Raw genomic sequence first — 18939 nt, 5'->3', positions numbered from 1 at the left:
CGCGTTCCCCGTGTTGGGATTGCAAAGATAGGGCTTCCTTACAACACAACACAAGATTTTTTTCATGATTTTTTTCAAATCTATCGCACAAAAGCCAGTCGCTGGCCGGGGCGGTCCGAACAGAAGGCGCCATTCTGGTAAACCAGCTCACCCGAAACAATCGTATGCGTCACCGAAGCTCCGAAGGTATGCCCCTCCAGTGGCGACCAGCCGCATTGATAATAGAGCCCTGCTTTCGAGACTGTTGTTGGCTGGCTGGTATCCACGAGTACCAAATCGGCCCAATACCCCTCACGCACATACCCCCGTCGGTCGATCTGGAAACAATCGGCAGGCGCATGACTCATTTTACGAACGACGGTCTCAATCGGCAATTTTCCCTGCTGCACAAAATCGAGCATAAGCAACAGCGGGTGTTGCACCAGCGGTAGTCCCGATGGGGCCTGCCAGTACGATTGCTGCTTTTCGTCCCAGGTATGTGGTGCGTGATCGGTAGCAATAATATCCAGCCGATCATCGAGTAGAGCCGCCAGTAACGCTTCCTTGTGATGAGGGGCTTTAATGGCCGGATTGCACTTGATCAGATTCCCCAGCCGGGCATAATCGCGGCTGTCGAACCAGAGGTGATGCACACAGACTTCAGACGTAATCCGCTTCTCGGTCAGGGGCACTGTATTGTCAAACAAAGCCAGTTCGTCGGCGGTCGAGATGTGCAGAATATGCAGACGGGCCTTATGCCGACGCGCCAGCTCGACCGCCAGTGATGACGATTTCAGACAGGCCTCTTCGTTCCGAATCAACGGATGCAATTCAGCCGTTGCGCGGTCACCGTATTCAGCGCGGTAGTGTTCGGTATTAGCCCGGATGGTCGCTTCGTCTTCGCAATGGGTGGCAATCAGCATTGGACTTTGCCGGAAGAGTGATTCAAGAATCTGCTCATTATCGACCAGCATATTACCCGTCGATGACCCCATAAAAACTTTTATGCCACAGACCGTTTTGGGATCGGTGCGCAACACCTCGTCGAGGTTGGTGTTCGACGCCCCCATGAAAAAGGAATAATTGGCCAGCGACCTTTGAGCCGCTATCGCGTATTTATCGGCCAGCAATTCCTGTGTCAATGCATTAGGAACGGTGTTGGGCATTTCCATAAAGCTGGTAACCCCNCCTGCCACAGCCGCACGGGCTTCGGACTGGATGGTCGCCTTATGCGTCAGACCCGGTTCCCGAAAATGCACCTGATCGTCGATAACCCCCGGTAGCAGGTACTGCCCAGCCGCGTCAATTACCCGATCCGCTTTTGTATCGGACAAACCGGATTGAATTTGCGCGATAAAACCGTTTTCAACCCACACATCTGTTTCCACAATTTGCCCTTCGTTGACCAAACGGGCGTTACGAATCAGCAGGTTACTCATAAAAGTCGGGCGGCTTCTTTGGCAAAATAGGTTAGAATGACATTGGCCCCCGCCCGTTTTATGGACAGCAGCACTTCCATCATGGCGCGTTCTCCATCGAGCCAGCCGTTTCTGGCGGCCGACTTAACCATGGCGTATTCGCCACTGACGTTATAGGCCGCAATCGGCAAATGAAAATTATCATTCAATAACTTGATCACATCCAGATACGCCAGAGCAGGCTTCACCATCAGAAAATCGGCCCCTTCGTCGTAGTCGAGCTGCGCTTCGATGAGGGCTTCCCGGCTGTTAGCCGGATTCATCTGGTAGGTTTCCTTATCCCCGAATTTAGGAGCCGAGTCGAGCGCATCACGGAAAGGCCCATAAAACGCGCTGGCGTATTTGGCAGCATACGACATGATGGCTACATCATAATAGCCTGCCTCATCGAGCACCTGACGAATGTAGCCTACGCGACCATCCATCATATCGGATGGCCCAAGGATATTCGCGCCTGCCTGGGCCTGGGCCAGCGCCATTTTGCCCAGTACTTCGAGCGTAGGATCATTCAGGATTTTACCATCTTCCACAACGCCATCGTGCCCGTCCGAACTATACGGGTCCATAGCCACATCGGTCATGACCATCACATCCGGGAAACGCTCTTTCACAGCGCGAACGGCCTGTAAATACAGTCCATCCGGATTATGACTTTCGGTGGCGTATTTATCTTTTTTCGATTCTGGCAGATTCGGGAACAAGTCAAATGTTTTGATACCCAGATCAACGCACTCCTGAATTTCTTCGAGCAGCAAATCGAGCGATAACCGATAGATGCCGGGCATCGAAGCCACTTCGGAACGAACATTCTGGCCCTCCATTACAAACAGCGGGAGGATAAAATCGGTAACCGACAGGCGGGTTTCCTGCACCATGTCACGAATCACAGCCGACTGGCGATTCCGGCGAGGACGACGAATTAAATTCATTGTATTAATGGATTACAGGCAGCGAGTTATCTAGTTAGACCTAGTCAAAGGTTGTCAAGTGTGGTCAGGAATATCAATACGACTCTTGACCTTTTTAACTGCAGCTGACCATTCTGAACTATACTGCTCACTACACGATCAATTTAAACCCTTCTCCATGCACGTTGACCAATTGAACGGAAGGGTCTTCTTTAAGGTACTTCCGCAATTTGGTCACATACACGTCCATGCTTCGGGCGTTGAAGTACGAATCATCACCCCAAACCATTTTCAGGGCAAAGCTACGACTCACTGGCTGATTGAGGTTCTGCGCCAGCAATTTTAATAACTCCGATTCCTTACTGGTTAGTTTCTGCGGTTGTGATTCGCCATCATTGACCGAAGGGCCATTGTCGGTTCGGGAAAGCAGTTGATGGGGGTAATCGAAGGAAAAAGAGCCGATTTTATAAACCGTTGGCTCACCTAACTCCGTTGATCGCTGGTATCGACGAAGAATGGCCTGTATCCGCAACAACAACTCCTCCATGCTAAACGGCTTGGTGATGTAATCGTCGGCCCCTACTTTGAATCCCTGAATGGTATCTTCCTGCATGGATTTGGCCGTCAGAAAAATAATGGGCACATCCCGATTGGCCATCCGAACTTCTTTAGCCAATGTGAACCCATCTTTTTTGGGCATCATGACATCGAAAATGCACAGGTCATACTGACCGGCCATAAATCGCTGTAAACCCTGGTTTCCGTCGGTGGTCCGATCGGTGGCATAGCCTTTCATGGTTAGGTATTCCTGTACTAATTGCCCTAAATTGGGGTCATCTTCAACAAGCAGAATATTCGGCATAGGTGTAAAGAGCGAAAGAGTGAAAGAGTGAAAGAGCGAATCACTTATTACAGGAATCGCTCTTTCACTCTTTCACTCTTTCACTCATTGTATAAGGTATAATCACTTCAAATGAACTGCCTTTTCCGGGCTGGCTTTCGACCGTGATCTGGCCATGATGCTGATCAACAATCTTCTTCACATAGCTCAGGCCAAGGCCAAAGCCTTTAACATCGTGCCGATTGCCGGTTGGTACGCGATAGAACTTTTCAAAAATACGGCTCGTCTGTTCTTTAGTCATACCCAGGCCCTGATCTGTAACGGTAACACTGACCCCTTCTGGAAGACTACGCGTCGTCAGCGTAATGTGTGGCGTGTCGGGCGAATATTTGAGGGCATTGTCGAGCAGATTATAGACGATGTTAGTCAGGTGCAGCTCATCAGCTTCGACCACCTCCCGGTCGGCATCAAAGTTAAGATCGACTTCTCCACCTCGCTGTTCGATCTGCAGACTCAAATTATTCAGTACCTTCTCGATAACATCATGAATATTGACCGACGACAGATTTAGCTTAATTTCTCCCCGATCGAGCAAGGCCATTTGCAGGACTTTTTCGACATGCGAGCCTAGTCGCCGGGTTTCGTCGCGGATAATGCCCATGTACCGTGTCAGCCGGGCGTCGAGTTGTTCGGTTCGTTCGTGCGCTTCGTCAACGTCCGGTCCGTTCACACCATGAACCGCCAGTGCCGGCTGCGAATGGCCTTCGCTCCGGATCTGTTCCTGCGCCATCTCGACGGCCAGCGAGATCGTCGAAATGGGCGTTTTGAACTCGTGGGTCATGTTGTTGATAAAGTCATTCTTGATGTCGGCCAGTTTCTTTTGCCTGACAATCGTGTTGATAGCGATGTAAAAACAGGCCAGAATAACCAATATCAGCACAACCGAAGCCCCAAATGTGAAGCCTAGCCGACTTAAAATAAACTGCTGCTGAGTGGGGAAATAGACATAGACATAATTGCCGGTTTCGAGCAGATTATTCGGAAAAAGAGCCGCTTTATAGCCTTCCGCATCGAACTGTTGAGACCCCATCCCGAGCGATGTGAAGAGGAATTTGGGTTGTTGGCGGGTTCGAACGGCATACGCAAACGGAATGCTGATTCCACGTTCGTCCAGCGCCTGCCGAATCAGGGTGTCGAGTGCCAATCGATTGATACGGTCTTCAATGGGGCGGTCGGACATAAGCAGCCCTTTGAGCATATCCTTGATCCGGTGCGACTGTTCTTCTGCTTTATTCAGGCTCAGGCTAGCCGGGCGTGTCGCCAGATCAGTACTTGAAGCTACTGTCTGATTCGGTTTAGCTTTGGTATGTGTCCGACGAATGTGCTTTTTGGCCGCTCGGTTTAAGGAATCCTGAATGGCCAACAGTTCATTGCTCAGTACATTTTCGACCCAGTGGTCAAATTTCTGTTGCTGAATCATCTGCGTTTGCCAGTCACCAACTGCCATGAGTTCGTCCTGCTGCCGAACAAATTCTTCCACAACGGCCATCTGTTCGGGCGAAAGCGGCCGAACAATCGGGTGCAAAATATCGGACTGAACAACAACGGCACCCGAAGGGGTCATACCAGCCGATAAGCTTGGGTCAGTCTTCAGCCGATTACCCGGCATACGCTTCAACGATCTGGCCTGGGCTACAGGCTCAGCTTTACCCGGTGACGTTTGATGGGCAACTACCTCTTCCTGGGTTGGCTTACTTTCTTTTTTAGCAATGGCCTTCAGCCGACTTTGTTGCTCACGGGCCTGAATATGCTGTTTGGTCAGATAAGCAATTTCCTGCCGTTCCAGCGTTCGGACCACTTCCTGAAGCGCATCGGTAACTTTGTAGGCAAACTGCTCTTTCTGCAATTGCAGCGCACTACTTATCCAATAGAGCTGCAGCCCTACCAGACCCAACAGCCCGATGGCCATCAGCGCAACAATCCAGCTTATGCGTTGTTTCGACATTTTTTTACTCGCTCATGCAACCTTACTCCTGCTTTTATATCTATTAGGAACAGGTCGTGTAATAGTAAAAGTACGAACCAGAATGCTACTCATTGGCTCGTTAACAAACTTTAACAGGCCCTGTATCAATTGGTTTTACAACTTATTGTTCCTTCGTTGCAATTTTCAGGTCCTATGAAAAAAACAGTTTTAGCCCTCTCCCGGTTCGCTCCAGCACTGTTGCTGGCAGTTGCCTTCAGTGGTGCGGTTGTTGCCCAAAAGAAGGGAACTCCTTCACCCAAATCCGATCCTAACGAGGTAAGCATTCGCATTATTGAACGGAACGGCGATGATGTTCGGGAAATCGAACGCACCTATCGCACCGATGGCCTGAGCGAAGCCCAACGCGATCAGCTCGTAACCAAATTCGTTGACTCCGTACGAACTTCCCGAAAAGACGGTGGCAAGCGCCAGTTGACCATTATTGTGGACGATTCTGGTGAAAGCAAAATTGCCCTGCGGAAGCGGCAGGGACTCAAGCGTATTCCTAACGATGCGTACGTATTCCGTGGGCAAATGCCCCGAAACAACCAGGATTTCTGGGGAAGTAAAGACTGGGAATTTCAGCTACGGCGCAATGCCGATTCAATGGCTGATCAGATGCGTCGGTTCAAATTTGAATTCCCACGGGATTTTGAAAATCAGATAGCTCGCCCGTTCGAAGGCTGGGCACGGGGTCTTAACGGAAAACCATCAACCATACGTAGCCTGGACGCTTTCCCGAATAACCCCGACCGAGATCAGCTGAATGTACGTTTTTCGGCCCCAACCAAAGGCGACGTAAGTATTGTTGTCACGAATCCGAAGGGAAAAGAAGTAGCTCGTCGGGAAATAAAAGATTTCTCAGGCGAGTTCGTAGGGCAAATCGATCTGGGCAAGAAAGCCCAAGGCACTTACTTCATCACAGTAACCCAGAACGAAGACGGGGCTGTGAAGCGGATTGTTATTGACGAATAGCGGGAAGCAGGGTCGAAGGGCAGGGGTAACGACTAGTTGTCTATTCTGTATCACCCCAAGCCCTTACCCCTCTGCCCTTCGCAAAAAAATTTCAAAAAATTTAGTACTATGTATTGCAAGATACCAAACTAAACCCATATCTTTGTATTGTAATTAAAAGCAGAGGCCATGAAGTCGTTATTCATCATCGCAATCTTATTCGTGGGTATCAGTGGGCAGGCGTTTAGTATGGGGCATCCACACAATATGTTTGCTGCACGGAAACAGTTACGGGCTAAAGCTTCGACATCGGTAGCCAAAACAAGACTGTGTCCTCCCGCTACGAGCTGGCAACGCGCTGTTCAGGCTACCAAAAGCGCTCTGGCCGAACAAGTTCTGGTTGCTATATCGCGGGTTAATCCATTGCAATCCCGCTAGGCATTCCCGTTATGTTTCCTTTCTTATGCACCCGGCTTGTTCTGGGTTTTATTTTTTGTTTCAATCCCTTCCCCTCGGCCATTAACGGCTCATTCCTCTCCAAGCAGCGTACATAGTATCGAGTATCCTTCCAGCTTACCACCAGACGCTCACTTCTGACCAATCCGAACAAGAGCCTGACAGTTTGATTATGCATCTGGTGTTTATAGCCACCCTTTACTTCTGAAGCTGAACGTATATACCTATTCCTATCGAATCGATAAAATCCTGTTAGTAAGCCTTTTATCAGGCTTCCACTGGGCAATCGCTAAATTTAATTTTGTATTAATCCATTACAAAAAACAAATAACATACATTTTTTCGTTAAAAACTTAGATAATTCGGAGATAAGCTATAGTTTTCGCTGGGCTTTGCCTATTTTTATGGTTTAGCCTTACCTTGCCGATAACTGACGTATTTAGTTTACAGTAGTTTACCTATGCAGAACACCGTTCTACGACCCCTGTTTCTCGTCGGACTCCTGTTCGTGAGTTTGTTTTCAGCGTTTGGCTTAACCAAACCAGGTCGTAATTTGTGGCGTCGGGCAGCTCATCATCGAGCCGCACATTCGCATAGGGCCAGCGCCAAAAAAGCGGCTACCCGAAAACCTGTAACGCCAGCCCGTACGCCATCGGTCCCTCCCTCCGACTTTACGTTCCGCCCAGCCGCCAAACCAGTTGATGTATTTACATTAGCCGATAGCGGCCAACGTTGGGTAGATAGTGTATTTCAGTCATTAACCCCTGAACAGAAGATCGGGCAGTTCTTTATGGTGGCTACTTTCTCCAACCGCCATGAAAACCATTATCAATACATTGACCACCTTATCCAGAATAATCACATTGGCGGCCTTATTTTCTTTCAGGGTGGGCCCTATCGGCAGGCTGTGCTGACCAATCGTTATCAGGGTTTGTCGAAGGTGCCGCTGCTGATCGGTATAGACGGTGAGTGGGGTTTGGGGATGCGCCTGGACAGTACGATGGACTTTCCCAAACAAATGGCCCTCGGTGCGATTCGGAATAACGATTTGATTTACCGGATGGGTGCCGAAATCGGGCGCCAGTGCCAACGGTTGGGTATACACATCAATTTTGCCCCCGTATCCGATATCAACAGCAACCCTGCCAATCCGGTTATTGGCGTTCGCTCATTTGGGGAGTCTAAAGAAAACGTTGCACTGAAGGCGTCGGCCTACATGCGCGGTTTACAGCAAACCCATATTATTGCAACAGCCAAGCATTTTCCCGGTCATGGCGATACCAATGTCGATTCGCACCATACACTTCCTACGGTCAGCCGATCGACCGAAGTAATGCGTGACATTGATCTGTATCCTTTCCGCAAACTCATTGCCGATAGTTTAATGGGGGTTGTAACGGGCCATTTGCATGTACCAAGTATCGACAATACCCCAGCACTGGCCGCAACCCTGTCGGAAAAGATTGTAACGGATCTGCTCAAGAAAGAACTGGGTTTTCGGGGATTGGTATTTACCGATGCGCTGAATATGGGCGGTATCAGCCGTGCTCCAAAAGCGATGGATGTCAACCTTCGGGCTCTGATGGCCGGAAATGACATTTTACTGTATCCGGAAAATGTTCGCGAAGCCACCCAGAATATCCTGAATGCGATTCAACAGGGCGTTATCTCACAGGAATTCATCGACGAAAAAGTTCGCAAAATCCTTCGGGCTAAGTACTGGGTTGGTCTAAACAACTATAAGCCGATCAATCTGTCTGGCTTAGCAGCAGATCTGAATTCGCCAGAATCCAACCGTCTGAAACAGGAACTTTGCGAGCAAGCCGTAACCATAGCTGATGACCGCAACAACCTACTTCCGCTAAGCCGTCTGGATACGCTACGCCTGGCCTCGATTGCCATAGGTGCTGAATCTGGCAACGTCTTCCAAAAGACGCTAAACCAGTACGCGCCTTTCCAAACCCTCACCTATGCCGACAAACCGGTTTCAGAAACCGATGTTAACAATATATTGGCTCAGGTAGGCGATGCCAATACGGTAGTCGTCAGTTTTCACCGGATGAGTGAATCGTCGTCCCGGAAATACGGCATCACCAAGCCTTCCATCGACCTGATTTCCCGGCTGAAACAACGCGGCCTGAAAGTGATTGTGACGGCCTTTGGCTCGCCTTACAGCCTGCCCCAGTTTGCCGGAGCCGATGCGCTGGTTTGTGCCTATCAGGAGATGGACGCCATGGAGCGCGTAGTCCCTCAGGTTTTATTTGGCGGACTGGGAGCCCGGGGAAAGCTGCCCGTTTCGACGTCGCACGATGATATGAAAGTGGGAATGGGCATGAGTACCGACCCCGAAGGTCGGCTCTCGGCCGGAGCCCCCGAAAGTGTTGGCATGAAAACGACCGTTCTGAACCAGATTGATGCGATAGCCCAGAGCGCCGTTAAAAATCATGTGGTTCCGGGTTGCGAAATTCTGGTTGCCCGAAAAGGAAAGGTGGTTTACAGCAAAAACTTCGGTGCCCTAACTTATGCAGCCGGGGCCGAAAAAGTAACCGACGAAACCCTGTACGATCTGGCATCACTTACCAAAGTGCTGGCTACGTTGCAATCGGTCATGGTCCTTTACGACCGTAAGCAGATTGACCTGAGCCAGAAAGCGTCGTTTTACTTACCTGAACTTCGCAACACCAATAAACAAAACATCACCCTTCAGGATTTGCTCTGGCATCAGTCGGGGATGGTATCGTTCTACCCTACTACCTGGGATCGTACCCGTAATCCACGCGGTGGTTTGAAAGCAGAATATTACTCGGCCACTCAGGACAGTCTGCATACTTTACAGATTGCGCCGACCCTTTGGGGAGTACCGGCCTTAAAAGACTCCGTCTGGAAATGGGTGGTCCAATCGCCGATGTCGAAAAAAACCGACGAGGCTGGCCGACCAGCGTATGTATATAGCGACTTGAATTTCCTGACGCTGCAAAAAATTGTGGAGCGGGTTAGCAAGCAGCCTCTGGACAAGTTTGTAACCGAGAACGTCTATAAACCCCTGGGCCTGCACCAGCTTGGCTTTACGCCCCTTCAACGTTTGGCTCATCCGCAATGCGCGCCAACCGAGCAGGATACCTACTATCGGAATCAACTGCTTGTGGGGACCGTGCATGACCAGATGGCTGCTGTACAGGGGGGCATTTCGGGCCATGCGGGCCTGTTTGGAAATGCCCGCGATATTGCGACTTTGTTACAGATGAATCTGCAAAAGGGAGTGTATGGCGAACAGCGGATTTTAAATCAAATGACTGTGCCGTACTTTACCCAAACCCTAAGTAACCGCAGCCACCGGGCATTGGGCTGGGATAAGCCAAACGCAGAAAGCCCAAGTAGCGTATACATGGCCTCCCAGGTATCGCCCCGATCGTTTGGCCATACGGGTTTCACCGGAAATGTGGTTTGGGTGGATCCTGACGAAGAATTGATCTTTGTTTTCCTATCGAACCGGATTTATCCAACAGCCGGAAACAATTCGATCAACACCACAAAACTTCGTCGACGCATTCATGAAGTGATCTATAGTGCCATTCAATAGCCATTTCTTGATTAAACGGTAATTCTCTGGGATCATAGAACCAGACCATGCCACTTCCTCTCAGAAGTGGCATTCTTCTTGCTAGGGCTTTCCCATACATATGATTTTTTGCTTAGTATTATTGCCCATCGAAAGATTAAAACCCTGAATTAAAGCAACTTGACTTGATATAGAGCCTACCTGCTCTACTTACACCATCCGATACCAGCTTACTTCAGGCTGAATATCGAGCATAAATGCGTTAACTTTAGAACCCATATAAGCTTAGTTGCTCAAATTTTTATGAAGGGCCGTATCTTTTACTTCTACCTCTTAGCCTTGCTGGGCCTCACTAGCCTGGTCAACCGAACCTCCGCGCAGACCATCAATAGCGTCACCTTATCAACAAACGCGGTTTGTCCCGGCAATGATGTTACCGTTACATTTGTAACCAGTGCTTCGTTTGCGAGTGGGAATACGTTCTCTATTTCTTTATCCGATGTAACGGGGAATGCCTATCCTACTTCCCTAACAACGATTTCCAGTCGAACAGGTACATCAGTTAAAGTCACCATTCCGGCTTCGTCACCAACCAGCACCAATTACAAAATACGGGTTCTTTCAAGTACGGGTTCGCCAGTTCAATCGAAGGAAAGCAGCGCTTTTACAGTCAATTCGGCTAATAAGCCTACCGTTTCTTCGCCCCAAAATGGTTGTGCCGGAACGCCAACATCTCTGAACGCAACCCTCACGGCAGGGGGTGTCAGTCTGGCCTGGTATAACCAAAGTAAACAACCTATTTCGGCTCCTTCACCCACTGCCAGTGGCACCTACTATGTCAGCCAGCTAAATGGAAATGGTTGTACCAGCGACATGGTTCAAGTTGACTATGTCGCCAACCCCATTCCCGCAGCTCCTACTGCAACGCCTTCGTTATCCTATTGCCAGGGGGTAAGCGCGCCCGCTTTAACCGCTACCGGCTCAAACCTGAAATGGTATGGAACAGCCGCGACGGGTGGAACTGGCAATAGCAATGCAACCATCCCATCGACATCCAATACAGGCCCTATTACCTATTACGTGAGCCAGACAGTCAATGGCTGCGAAAGCTCAAGAACAGCTATTACCGTTACAACGAAAGCTTCACCTGGGGAGCCCTCTACCACTCTACCTCCCCAATATTGCCAAAACCAGCCCGCTTCAGCCTTAGTAGCAACTGCCACAGGAGGTGCGTCGTTGAACTGGTACGGCACAGCCTCTTCGGGAGGAACGGCTTCGTCTGTAGCACCTACACCCAATACGGGTTCGGCTGGAACGACGAATTATTATGTCAGCCAGACGTTAAATGGTTGTGAAAGCTCAAGAGCAAGTATTGCCGTTATCACTAAACCAACCCCTGGAGCACCCAGTGTTTCCAGTCCGATTCTTGGCTGCCAGAATCGTTCAGGCTATAATTTATCAGCTACCGCGTCGGCAGGAGGCACGTTGAACTGGTATGGCACTTCGGCTTCTGGCGGTACAGCCACCAGCGACGCCCCTGCTCTAGTGACCTCTACTACAGGCTCAACCACGTATTATGTCAGTCAGTCGGTCAATAGCTGTGAAGGTCCTCGTGCGTCGATAACGTTCACCGTCAATGCTGTACCGGCCCAACCAACCATCTTTCCGCCCGGTGCTTATTGCGAGGGCACTACGGCTTCTGCTTTATCGGCTACCGGAACAGGTCTGAAATGGTATGGTACGAATGCGTCGGGAGGAACTGCTTCATCGAACCCTACCGTACCGAGCACGGACGCCAGCGCTATCGGTACCAAAACTTATTACGTAACCCAGACCGTAAACAGTTGCGAAAGCGAACGGATCGGTATTCCGGTTCAGGTTAAAGATACCCCTGATGCACCAGGAACATCAAGTATCGACTTTTGCCAGGGCACCAGCGCACCAGCCCTGACAGCATCCTTAGTAAATACGGCTACCCCAAACTGGTACGGCACGTCTGCCAATGGAGGAACTGCTTCAGCGAATGCTCCAACACCATCGAATGCCACACCGGGTGTTACCGTGTATTATGTCAGCCAGACGTTAAATGGCTGCGAGGGCCCTCGTGCCAGCTTATCCGTACGTGTGAAAAGTACACCGGGCGCTCCAGGCGTAAGTCCGGTCAGCTATTGCAACAGGAGCCAGGCACAAACGTTGAGCGCTGCCGGATCAAACCTGAAATGGTACGACGCTTCCGATAACTCATTAGGGGGGAATGCTCCAAGGCCCAGCACAGATGTTGTAGGTACGCAGACGTATAAAGTCTCGCAAACATCCAATGAAAACTGCGAAGGCCCCAAGGCTACCATTACGGTTACGATCAAACCCCTCCCGGGTGCTCCATCAGTCTCGGATATTACTTACTGCCAGGCCCAGCAGGACCAGCCCGCCCAAAATGTTCAGGATTTAAGTTCACGAGCCAACGGACAAAACCTGCGCTGGTACAATACCGACGGGAACTCGTATCCGAGTGCGCCAACCCCATCGATCGACAGGGGCGGTACACAAAACTACGATGTGAGCCAAACTGTCGACGGCTGCGAAAGCAGTAAAGCCAGAATCAACGTCCTGATCGTAAGTCCGCCCGCCCCTACCGCCAAAGCCTTGGTAAGCTACTGCCTGAATGACCAACCAGCTCCGCTCGAAGCCACAGGCGAAGCGGGTAGTAAGCTGAAATGGATAGACCCCTACGGGCGCGTATTCGACGTTGCGGTGCCTTTTACGTTCACGCCAAGCACCGATCCTAAAGGCGATGCATTTTATGTGTATCAAATCGCATCGTATGGCTGCTATAGCGCACGTACTACCGTTCGGGTACTTGTTAGCGCTCCGCCCACTCTGGCACTGACCGCTCCAACCCAAACGGTCAACCTGGGGCAAAGAGCGCCTTTAAACCTTAAATTCACTAGTGTCGGCCCATTCAGCTATACGCTCACGGGTGGCTATTCGGGAACTTCGCGTTCAGCCGATACAACGATTTCCGTTTTACCGCGTGGTAATACCATTTATCAGATTGTCACCGTATCAAACACCTGTGGACTCGGATTGCCCGGCAACCCATCTACTGCCCAGATCAATGTTCGGGTGCCAACCGTTTCAACAAGCTCATTTGCTTCGTCGACAGTTTGCTCGGGTACGTCGGTTACAATTCCGTTTACCACATCCGGACAATTTAACTCAGGCAATGCCTTCCGTATAGAGTTGGTCAGTGCCGCCGATACGAGTAAAAAATACGCCGTATCGAATACAGCGAATAGCTCACCCATTACAGGCATATTACCAGCGGCTGTGCCGAGCGGACAGTACTATGTTCGGGTCAATGCCGACAATCCGGAAATTGGTATTACGGGTAGTAACAGCCCTACCCAACTTACAGTACGCTCGGTAGCCAGCGCCACCCTGACCGGCTCCCAAAACATTTACGAAGGCTCACCCGCTAATCTGACCCTTACCTTTAGCGGAGATGCTCCCTGGACAGCTACCTATGCGGATAGCCTCAAAAATTATTCACTTACTACCAGTACCAACCCCTTACTTGTCGAAGTAAGACCCGTTCGCAATACAACCTACCGATTAACTCAGGTGACTAATTTCTGCGGTAGCGGACCTGTTTCGGGTACGGCATCGATTACCATACTTCCTTTGCTGGGCGTAGAAGATAATCCGCTTGATCCGCTGGTTAAGACCTATCCTGTTCCGACCGAAACCCGGCTCACGGTAGAATTCGACCTATCACTGATGCATGACCCCGCTCAGTTATCGCTCGTTGATGCCAGCGGCCAGTCTGTGTTGCAGCAAACTACACGGGCTAAAGTGAATGAGCTTAACTTAAGTTCGCAGCCCAATGGTGTATACTTCCTTCGTATACAGGTGGGCGACCGCCAAACGGTCCGAAAAATACTGAAGCAGTAATGTAAGTCGCGCGTGGTCCATCCTTACAGATTCACAGGCTATGATGGACCACGACCAACAACCGACGACTATGCCCGACGAGTATTTTATGGAAATTGCGCTGGGGCTGGCAGAAGAAGCAGCCGAATCGGGCGAAATCCCGGTAGGTGCCGTGGTTGTTTGTCGGAACCGAATTATTGCCAAGTCACGCAATCAAACCGAACAATTAACTGATGTAACGGCCCATGCTGAGCTAATGGCCATCACAGCCGCCGAACATTACTTAGGGAGCAAATACCTGACCGACTGTACGCTCTATGTTACCCTGGAACCCTGCGTTATGTGTGCAGGCGCTTTGTTCTGGGCGCAGCTTGGCCGGTTGGTTATTGGTGCCAGCGATCCCAAACGCGGCTATAGTCGCATTCAAACCCCTCTTTTACACCCCAAAACGCGGCTCGAAACAGGGATACTTGCTGAGGAAAGTCAGGCCTTACTGGCAAAGTTTTTTAATCGTCTAAGAACATAATTTGGCACAGGCTTGTTAACCCAACCGAGTAATCTTTCATTCTAACTTATCAATACAATGGCATTTGTATTAGACCCGCTTCCCTACCCAAGTGATTCGCTCGAACCCAATATCGACAAGCAAACGATGGAAATTCACCACGGTAAGCACCATAATGCGTACGTGACGAATCTGAATAACGCTATTGCCGGTACCGATCTGGAAAATAAATCCATCGAAGATTTGCTGGCGACTGTTAGCAAAGCCCCCATTGCTGTTCGTAACAATGGTGGTGGCCATTACAACCATACGATGTTCTGGAATACGATTTCTGGCAATGGGGGTGGTCAGCCTAAAGGTGCACTAGCCGATGCCATTAATGAAAAATTCGGCTCGTTCGATGCCTTTAAAGATGAATTCACCAAAGCGGCTACAACTCGATTCGGTTCAGGCTGGGCCTGGCTGATCGTTACGCCTGAAGGTGGACTGGCCGTTACTTCGACGCCAAATCAGGATAATCCCCTAATGGATATTGCCGAGGTGAAGGGCTTCCCGGTCATTGGCCTCGACGTTTGGGAGCATGCCTACTACCTCAAATACCAGAACCGCCGGCCCGATTATATAGCGGCTTACTTTAATATTGTTGATTGGGATGCTGCTGAAAAGCGTTTCCAGCAAGGTAAGCAAGCTTAATGGATAAAGGAGTGAAGCGCGAAAAATAACGAATCTGAAAAAATACTTTTCATTTTTCACGCTTCACTTTCCACTTTTTATTATTTTTGCACTTCCAAAACGGTGGATGTAGCTCAGTCGGTTAGAGCGTCGGATTGTGGTTCCGAAGGTCGCGGGTTCGAGCCCCGTCTTTCACCCCCCTTGTAAAAAGCCCTGACAACGTCGGGGCTTTTTTTATGGCTTTTCTAATCGCTCTCCAGATCGTCCGATTGTAGCTGATAACCTAGAGTAAATTTTTGTTTTGTTTAGCTTTTTTCTTTATACATTAAACAAAACTTTTTCTCTGGTGTTGTATTTTGCAAAGACTATTTACTGATACACGTTTTGAGGTTATCCAACCGAGCCCTTTAGTGGTATGAGCACCTACTCGATCAAAGATTTAGAACAACTTTCTGGTATAAAAGCCCATACGTTGCGCATCTGGGAGCAACGATATACTATCCTCGCTCCACAACGTACAGACACGAATATCCGCACTTACGACGATCAGGATCTTAAACTCGTGCTGAACATTGCCTTGCTGAAAGATCACGGTTATAAAATTTCTGAAATTTCGAAGCTTTCCTCCGAAGAATTATATCAGGAAGTGCTCAAGATCTCAGAGAAGCCACTTAGTTATCCCGATCAGATTCAGGCGCTTACACTGGCTATGATCGATCTGGATGAAGAACAGTTTGAAAAGGTTATGCTTGCCAATACGCGTCAGTTTGGCTTCGAGAATACCTATTTGAATGTTGTTTATCCGTTTCTCAGCCGGATCGGTACATTGTGGGTAACCGGATCGATAGGTCCCGCTCAGGAGCATTTCATCACCAGCCTGATCCGGCAGAAACTCATTGCGGCTATTGATAGTCTCCCCATCCAGACGACCAAGGGTAAAAAATACATGCTGTTTTTACCCGAAGGAGAATATCATGAGATCAGCTTATTATTTGCCAACTACATTATCCGATCAAGGTCAAACAAAGTGATTTATTTCGGGCAGAGCTTACCGTTCAGAGAATTGACCTCTGCTTACAGTCGGTACAAGCCTGATTACCTGTTTACGGTTCTGACCTCCTCTCTGGCCAACCACGAAGTCCAGCAATTTGTCAACCGTTTAGCCAGTACCTTTTCTCAGGCAGAGGTATTACTGACCGGCTATCAGGTTGTTGGGCAAGACATAGATACTCCTGATAATGTCTCGATCATTACTCAGATCAATGAGCTGATCCGCATTGCGTCGAGTTAAAGCGATCAAATGGTTTGGGCAAAGGCAAGGGCGCATCGTTCAGCGTACGTATACGTATCCCCAGCTATCTGAAAACCTACGTGCCCTCCCTTTTGTGGCGTTTCCAGAAAAATCAGTTTGTGGGTCTCGGCTAACCAGGCTGGCGAACATTCGGGCGAGAGAAGTGGGTCATTCTGAGCATTTAGCAATAAGGCGGGCACAGCAATGCCCGGCATAAAATTAACGGCCGATGCCTGGGTATAAAAATCTTCTGCATCCCGGTAATTATTGACAGGTGCCGAAAAAAACTCATCGAAATCACGCCATTGCTTCACCTGCTTTAATTTACTCATATTCAGCCTGCCCGGAAACCTGGCGTCTTTCTCACTGATTTTAACAATCAGTTTTTTCATGAACCGCTTTCGGTAGAACCAGTTTGATGCCCGGTCGAGCAATAGGGCACTAGCCCCCAAATCTGTTGGCGCCGAAACAGCGACTCCTCCCTTAACAGCATCAGGAAGTTGCTTGCCATGTACGCCAAGGTATTTCAGGGTAATATTTCCACCCATACTATAACCGACCAGCACAATTTTCCGGTATTCTTTTCGCTGGAGTACGTGCTGAATGACTTCGCTCAAATCGCCAATTTCACCGTGATTGTAGAGCCGGAAGGCCTGATTCATTTCACCACTGCACGACCGACAATTCCAGGCCAATACATCGTAACCATGTTCAGAAAACAACCTGGCCGTACCACGCATGTATTGCCGGTTGCTATCGCCCTCCAGTCCATGCGTAAGCACAAGTAATTGGTTCTGCCCTTTATCGATCCAATCAAGATCAACAAAGTCACCATCGCTAAGTGTCAGTCGTTCGCGCTCATAAGTAACCCCAGTAACTACGCGCGTCAGGCTTGGGATAATGGTTTGGAGATGCCCGTTGTACTGATAAGCTGGCGGGCCGGGATAGGATGAACGAATCAGCGGCATATTAATTGAACAACCGATACTTTTGTTTCGTTGTTCCCTTGCGATATTTCGTCTGTCCGATCCATCACTACCATGCCGATTGCCAAGTATATTTCTGTTCTAATTGCCAGTACCATCAAATTTATTGGCGGGCCTTTAACAGGGGTGGCGCTTGGACTTAGCTGGCTCGAAACGGCGATTTTTACAACCCTGGGTATGATGCTGAGCGTGGTAGTCGTGGCCTATGCGGGCGCAGCCCTGCAGGCCTTGTGGCAACGCTATCGACCTACTCCGCCCAAACGGTTTACCCGGCGCACCCGTTTAGCCATTCGCATCTGGAAACGGGCAGGTATGGCAGGCATTGCTCTGTTGACCCCTCTCATTCTGACCCCTATCGGAGGAACCATACTGGCCATATCGTTCGGCGTCAAACGGGGGCAATTGCTGCTTTATATGCTCATCAGCGGCACCATCTGGGCGGTAGTCCAGACTGTTGCCATTTATCAAATCCCAGGTTTAAAGGGAATATTCGGATAAGGCAATTACCGACTGACGGTTTGGGCAGGTGCGTTAACGGATTTCTTTCGGAAGTCGCCCCGTGAGAAGTATTTTTCAATCAGGCAGTACAGGAGAATGAAAAAATAGCGACTACCCATTTCCTTGATTTTCAGTTTCGACTCGCCATACTTGCGGTTTGTCCAGCTATTGGGCACTACAGCATAGGTATAGCCACGTACGATTGCCTTCAGTGGTAGTTCGACGGTAAGGTTGAAATGGGGCGCTAAAAACGGTTTTACGCCTTCTATCGTTTCTCGTTTATAGAGTTTGAAGGCATTGGTGGTATCGTTGTATTTGATACCCATCATGATTCGGACGATGAAGTTGGCAATGCGGTTAATAAACTTCTTCAGCCCTGGATAATCGATAACCTTTCCTCCTTTCTCCCAACGCGAACCGAATACGGCATCCACATTGGTTTCAAGCATTTTGTTGTAAAACTTAACCAGATCTTCAGGGTCGTCGGACAAATCGGCCATAAAAACGGCCACGCAATCGCCCGTGAACCGCTCCAGACCGTACCGTACGGCATAGCCAAATCCGTTGGGACCGGGGTTGGTGTAATAGACTAAGGTCGGAATTTCAGTAGCGGCCAACTGCTCTAACACCCGTAGCGTACCATCTTTCGAGTTATCGTTGGTTACACAGATTTCGTGCGGGACTCCGTGCTTTGCCAGGGTTTGGTAGAGAGACCGTAGCGTAAGTGGCAACGACTCTTCTTCATTATAAGCAGGTATGACAACACTTAATTTCATTCGTATGTATTGATTTTATGGATGAAAGTCTGGTGGCTCTGGTGAGTACACGCCCTTAAAGGAAGTAACCGTACACGCTG

General features: G+C 49.5%; 14 protein-coding genes and 1 tRNA gene. 9 read left to right on the top strand and 6 right to left on the bottom strand.

The annotated features are described in order from the left end of the window. Positions 1 to 80 precede the first annotated feature (80 nt). From B153_RS0116285 to B153_RS0116270, 4 genes are all read right to left on the bottom strand, one after another. Complete coding sequence (locus B153_RS0116285; RefSeq protein WP_020597796.1) at positions 81 to 1418, bottom strand: dihydroorotase; 1338 nt, start codon at positions 1416 to 1418, stop codon at positions 81 to 83. Beyond that, positions 1415 to 2386 carry a porphobilinogen synthase gene (hemB, locus tag B153_RS0116280; RefSeq protein ID WP_020597795.1) on the bottom strand — a complete coding sequence of 324 codons (972 nt, stop codon included), beginning with the start codon at positions 2384 to 2386 and terminating at the stop codon, positions 1415 to 1417. The genes B153_RS0116285 and hemB overlap by 4 nt, the downstream gene beginning before the upstream one ends. Positions 2387 to 2516: 130 nt before the next feature. Then, positions 2517 to 3227, bottom strand: a complete 711-nt coding sequence (locus B153_RS0116275) for a response regulator transcription factor (RefSeq protein ID WP_020597794.1) — start codon at positions 3225 to 3227, stop codon at positions 2517 to 2519. Between the two features lie 64 nt (positions 3228 to 3291). Then, a complete protein-coding gene (locus B153_RS0116270) occupies positions 3292 to 5211 on the bottom strand; it encodes a sensor histidine kinase (protein ID WP_020597793.1) in 1920 nt (639 codons plus the stop codon). Positions 5212 to 5385: 174 nt separating this feature from the next. Between B153_RS0116270 and B153_RS0116265 the strand changes: the two genes are divergently transcribed. The 8 genes from B153_RS0116265 (at position 5386) to B153_RS0116225 (ending at position 16599) form a co-directional block, all read left to right on the top strand. Then, the gene (locus B153_RS0116265; RefSeq protein ID WP_026262214.1) at positions 5386 to 6207 is read left to right on the top strand and encodes a T9SS type A sorting domain-containing protein; all 822 of its coding nucleotides are present in this window, start codon (positions 5386 to 5388) and stop codon (positions 6205 to 6207) included. A 168-nt stretch (positions 6208 to 6375) separates the two neighbouring features. Continuing rightward, positions 6376 to 6624 carry a hypothetical protein gene (locus B153_RS0116260; protein WP_020597791.1) on the top strand — a complete coding sequence of 83 codons (249 nt, stop codon included), beginning with the start codon at positions 6376 to 6378 and terminating at the stop codon, positions 6622 to 6624. A gap of 478 nt (positions 6625 to 7102) precedes the next feature. Then, positions 7103 to 10222 carry a serine hydrolase domain-containing protein gene (locus B153_RS0116250; RefSeq protein ID WP_020597789.1) on the top strand — a complete coding sequence of 1040 codons (3120 nt, stop codon included), beginning with the start codon at positions 7103 to 7105 and terminating at the stop codon, positions 10220 to 10222. Between the two features lie 282 nt (positions 10223 to 10504). Next, positions 10505 to 14152, top strand: a complete 3648-nt coding sequence (locus tag B153_RS0116245) for an Ig-like domain-containing protein (protein WP_020597788.1) — start codon at positions 10505 to 10507, stop codon at positions 14150 to 14152. Positions 14153 to 14222: 70 nt separating this feature from the next. Next, a complete protein-coding gene (locus B153_RS0116240; RefSeq protein ID WP_020597787.1) occupies positions 14223 to 14657 on the top strand; it encodes a nucleoside deaminase in 435 nt (144 codons plus the stop codon). A 57-nt stretch (positions 14658 to 14714) separates the two neighbouring features. After that, complete coding sequence (locus tag B153_RS0116235) at positions 14715 to 15329, top strand: superoxide dismutase (protein WP_020597786.1); 615 nt, start codon at positions 14715 to 14717, stop codon at positions 15327 to 15329. A 101-nt stretch (positions 15330 to 15430) separates the two neighbouring features. After that, positions 15431 to 15506 (top strand) — tRNA-His (locus B153_RS0116230). A gap of 217 nt (positions 15507 to 15723) precedes the next feature. Beyond that, the gene (locus B153_RS0116225) at positions 15724 to 16599 is read left to right on the top strand and encodes a MerR family transcriptional regulator (RefSeq protein WP_020597785.1); all 876 of its coding nucleotides are present in this window, start codon (positions 15724 to 15726) and stop codon (positions 16597 to 16599) included. 5 nt (positions 16600 to 16604) lie between these two features. Here the strand turns inward: B153_RS0116225 and B153_RS0116220 are convergent, their stop codons facing one another. Continuing rightward, positions 16605 to 17567, bottom strand: a complete 963-nt coding sequence (locus B153_RS0116220; RefSeq protein WP_020597784.1) for a YheT family hydrolase — start codon at positions 17565 to 17567, stop codon at positions 16605 to 16607. Positions 17568 to 17639: 72 nt separating this feature from the next. Between B153_RS0116220 and B153_RS0116215 the strand changes: the two genes are divergently transcribed. Continuing rightward, positions 17640 to 18083, top strand: coding sequence for a hypothetical protein (locus B153_RS0116215; RefSeq protein ID WP_020597783.1), 444 nt, complete (start codon positions 17640 to 17642; stop codon positions 18081 to 18083). 5 nt (positions 18084 to 18088) lie between these two features. Here B153_RS0116215 and B153_RS0116210 read toward each other — a convergent pair whose 3' ends face one another. Next, positions 18089 to 18859, bottom strand: a complete 771-nt coding sequence (locus tag B153_RS0116210) for a glycosyltransferase family 2 protein (protein WP_020597782.1) — start codon at positions 18857 to 18859, stop codon at positions 18089 to 18091. Between the last annotated feature and the right edge of the window lie 80 nt (positions 18860 to 18939).

The sequence above is a fragment of the Spirosoma panaciterrae DSM 21099 genome, from assembly GCF_000374025.1.
Taxonomy (GTDB): domain Bacteria; phylum Bacteroidota; class Bacteroidia; order Cytophagales; family Spirosomataceae; genus Spirosoma; species Spirosoma panaciterrae.
Note: the sequence above shows the minus strand (reverse complement) of the source record. Positions and strands in the feature narration are given on the sequence as shown.

Coding starts and splice junctions, on each gene's coding strand:
- B153_RS0116260 (WP_020597791.1), top strand. CDS start 6,376: ATGAAGTCGTTATTCATCATCGCAATCTTATTCGTGGGTATCAGTGGG.
- B153_RS0116250 (WP_020597789.1), top strand. CDS start 7,103: ATGCAGAACACCGTTCTACGACCCCTGTTTCTCGTCGGACTCCTGTTC.
- B153_RS0116225 (WP_020597785.1), top strand. CDS start 15,724: ATGAGCACCTACTCGATCAAAGATTTAGAACAACTTTCTGGTATAAAA.
- hemB (WP_020597795.1), bottom strand. CDS start 2,386: ATGAATTTAATTCGTCGTCCTCGCCGGAATCGCCAGTCGGCTGTGATT.
- B153_RS0116270 (WP_020597793.1), bottom strand. CDS start 5,211: ATGTCGAAACAACGCATAAGCTGGATTGTTGCGCTGATGGCCATCGGG.
- B153_RS0116220 (WP_020597784.1), bottom strand. CDS start 17,567: ATGCCGCTGATTCGTTCATCCTATCCCGGCCCGCCAGCTTATCAGTAC.
- B153_RS0116265 (WP_026262214.1), top strand. CDS start 5,386: ATGAAAAAAACAGTTTTAGCCCTCTCCCGGTTCGCTCCAGCACTGTTG.
- B153_RS0116275 (WP_020597794.1), bottom strand. CDS start 3,227: ATGCCGAATATTCTGCTTGTTGAAGATGACCCCAATTTAGGGCAATTA.
- B153_RS0116235 (WP_020597786.1), top strand. CDS start 14,715: ATGGCATTTGTATTAGACCCGCTTCCCTACCCAAGTGATTCGCTCGAA.
- B153_RS0116215 (WP_020597783.1), top strand. CDS start 17,640: ATGCCGATTGCCAAGTATATTTCTGTTCTAATTGCCAGTACCATCAAA.
- B153_RS0116245 (WP_020597788.1), top strand. CDS start 10,505: ATGAAGGGCCGTATCTTTTACTTCTACCTCTTAGCCTTGCTGGGCCTC.
- B153_RS0116240 (WP_020597787.1), top strand. CDS start 14,223: ATGCCCGACGAGTATTTTATGGAAATTGCGCTGGGGCTGGCAGAAGAA.
- B153_RS0116210 (WP_020597782.1), bottom strand. CDS start 18,859: ATGAAATTAAGTGTTGTCATACCTGCTTATAATGAAGAAGAGTCGTTG.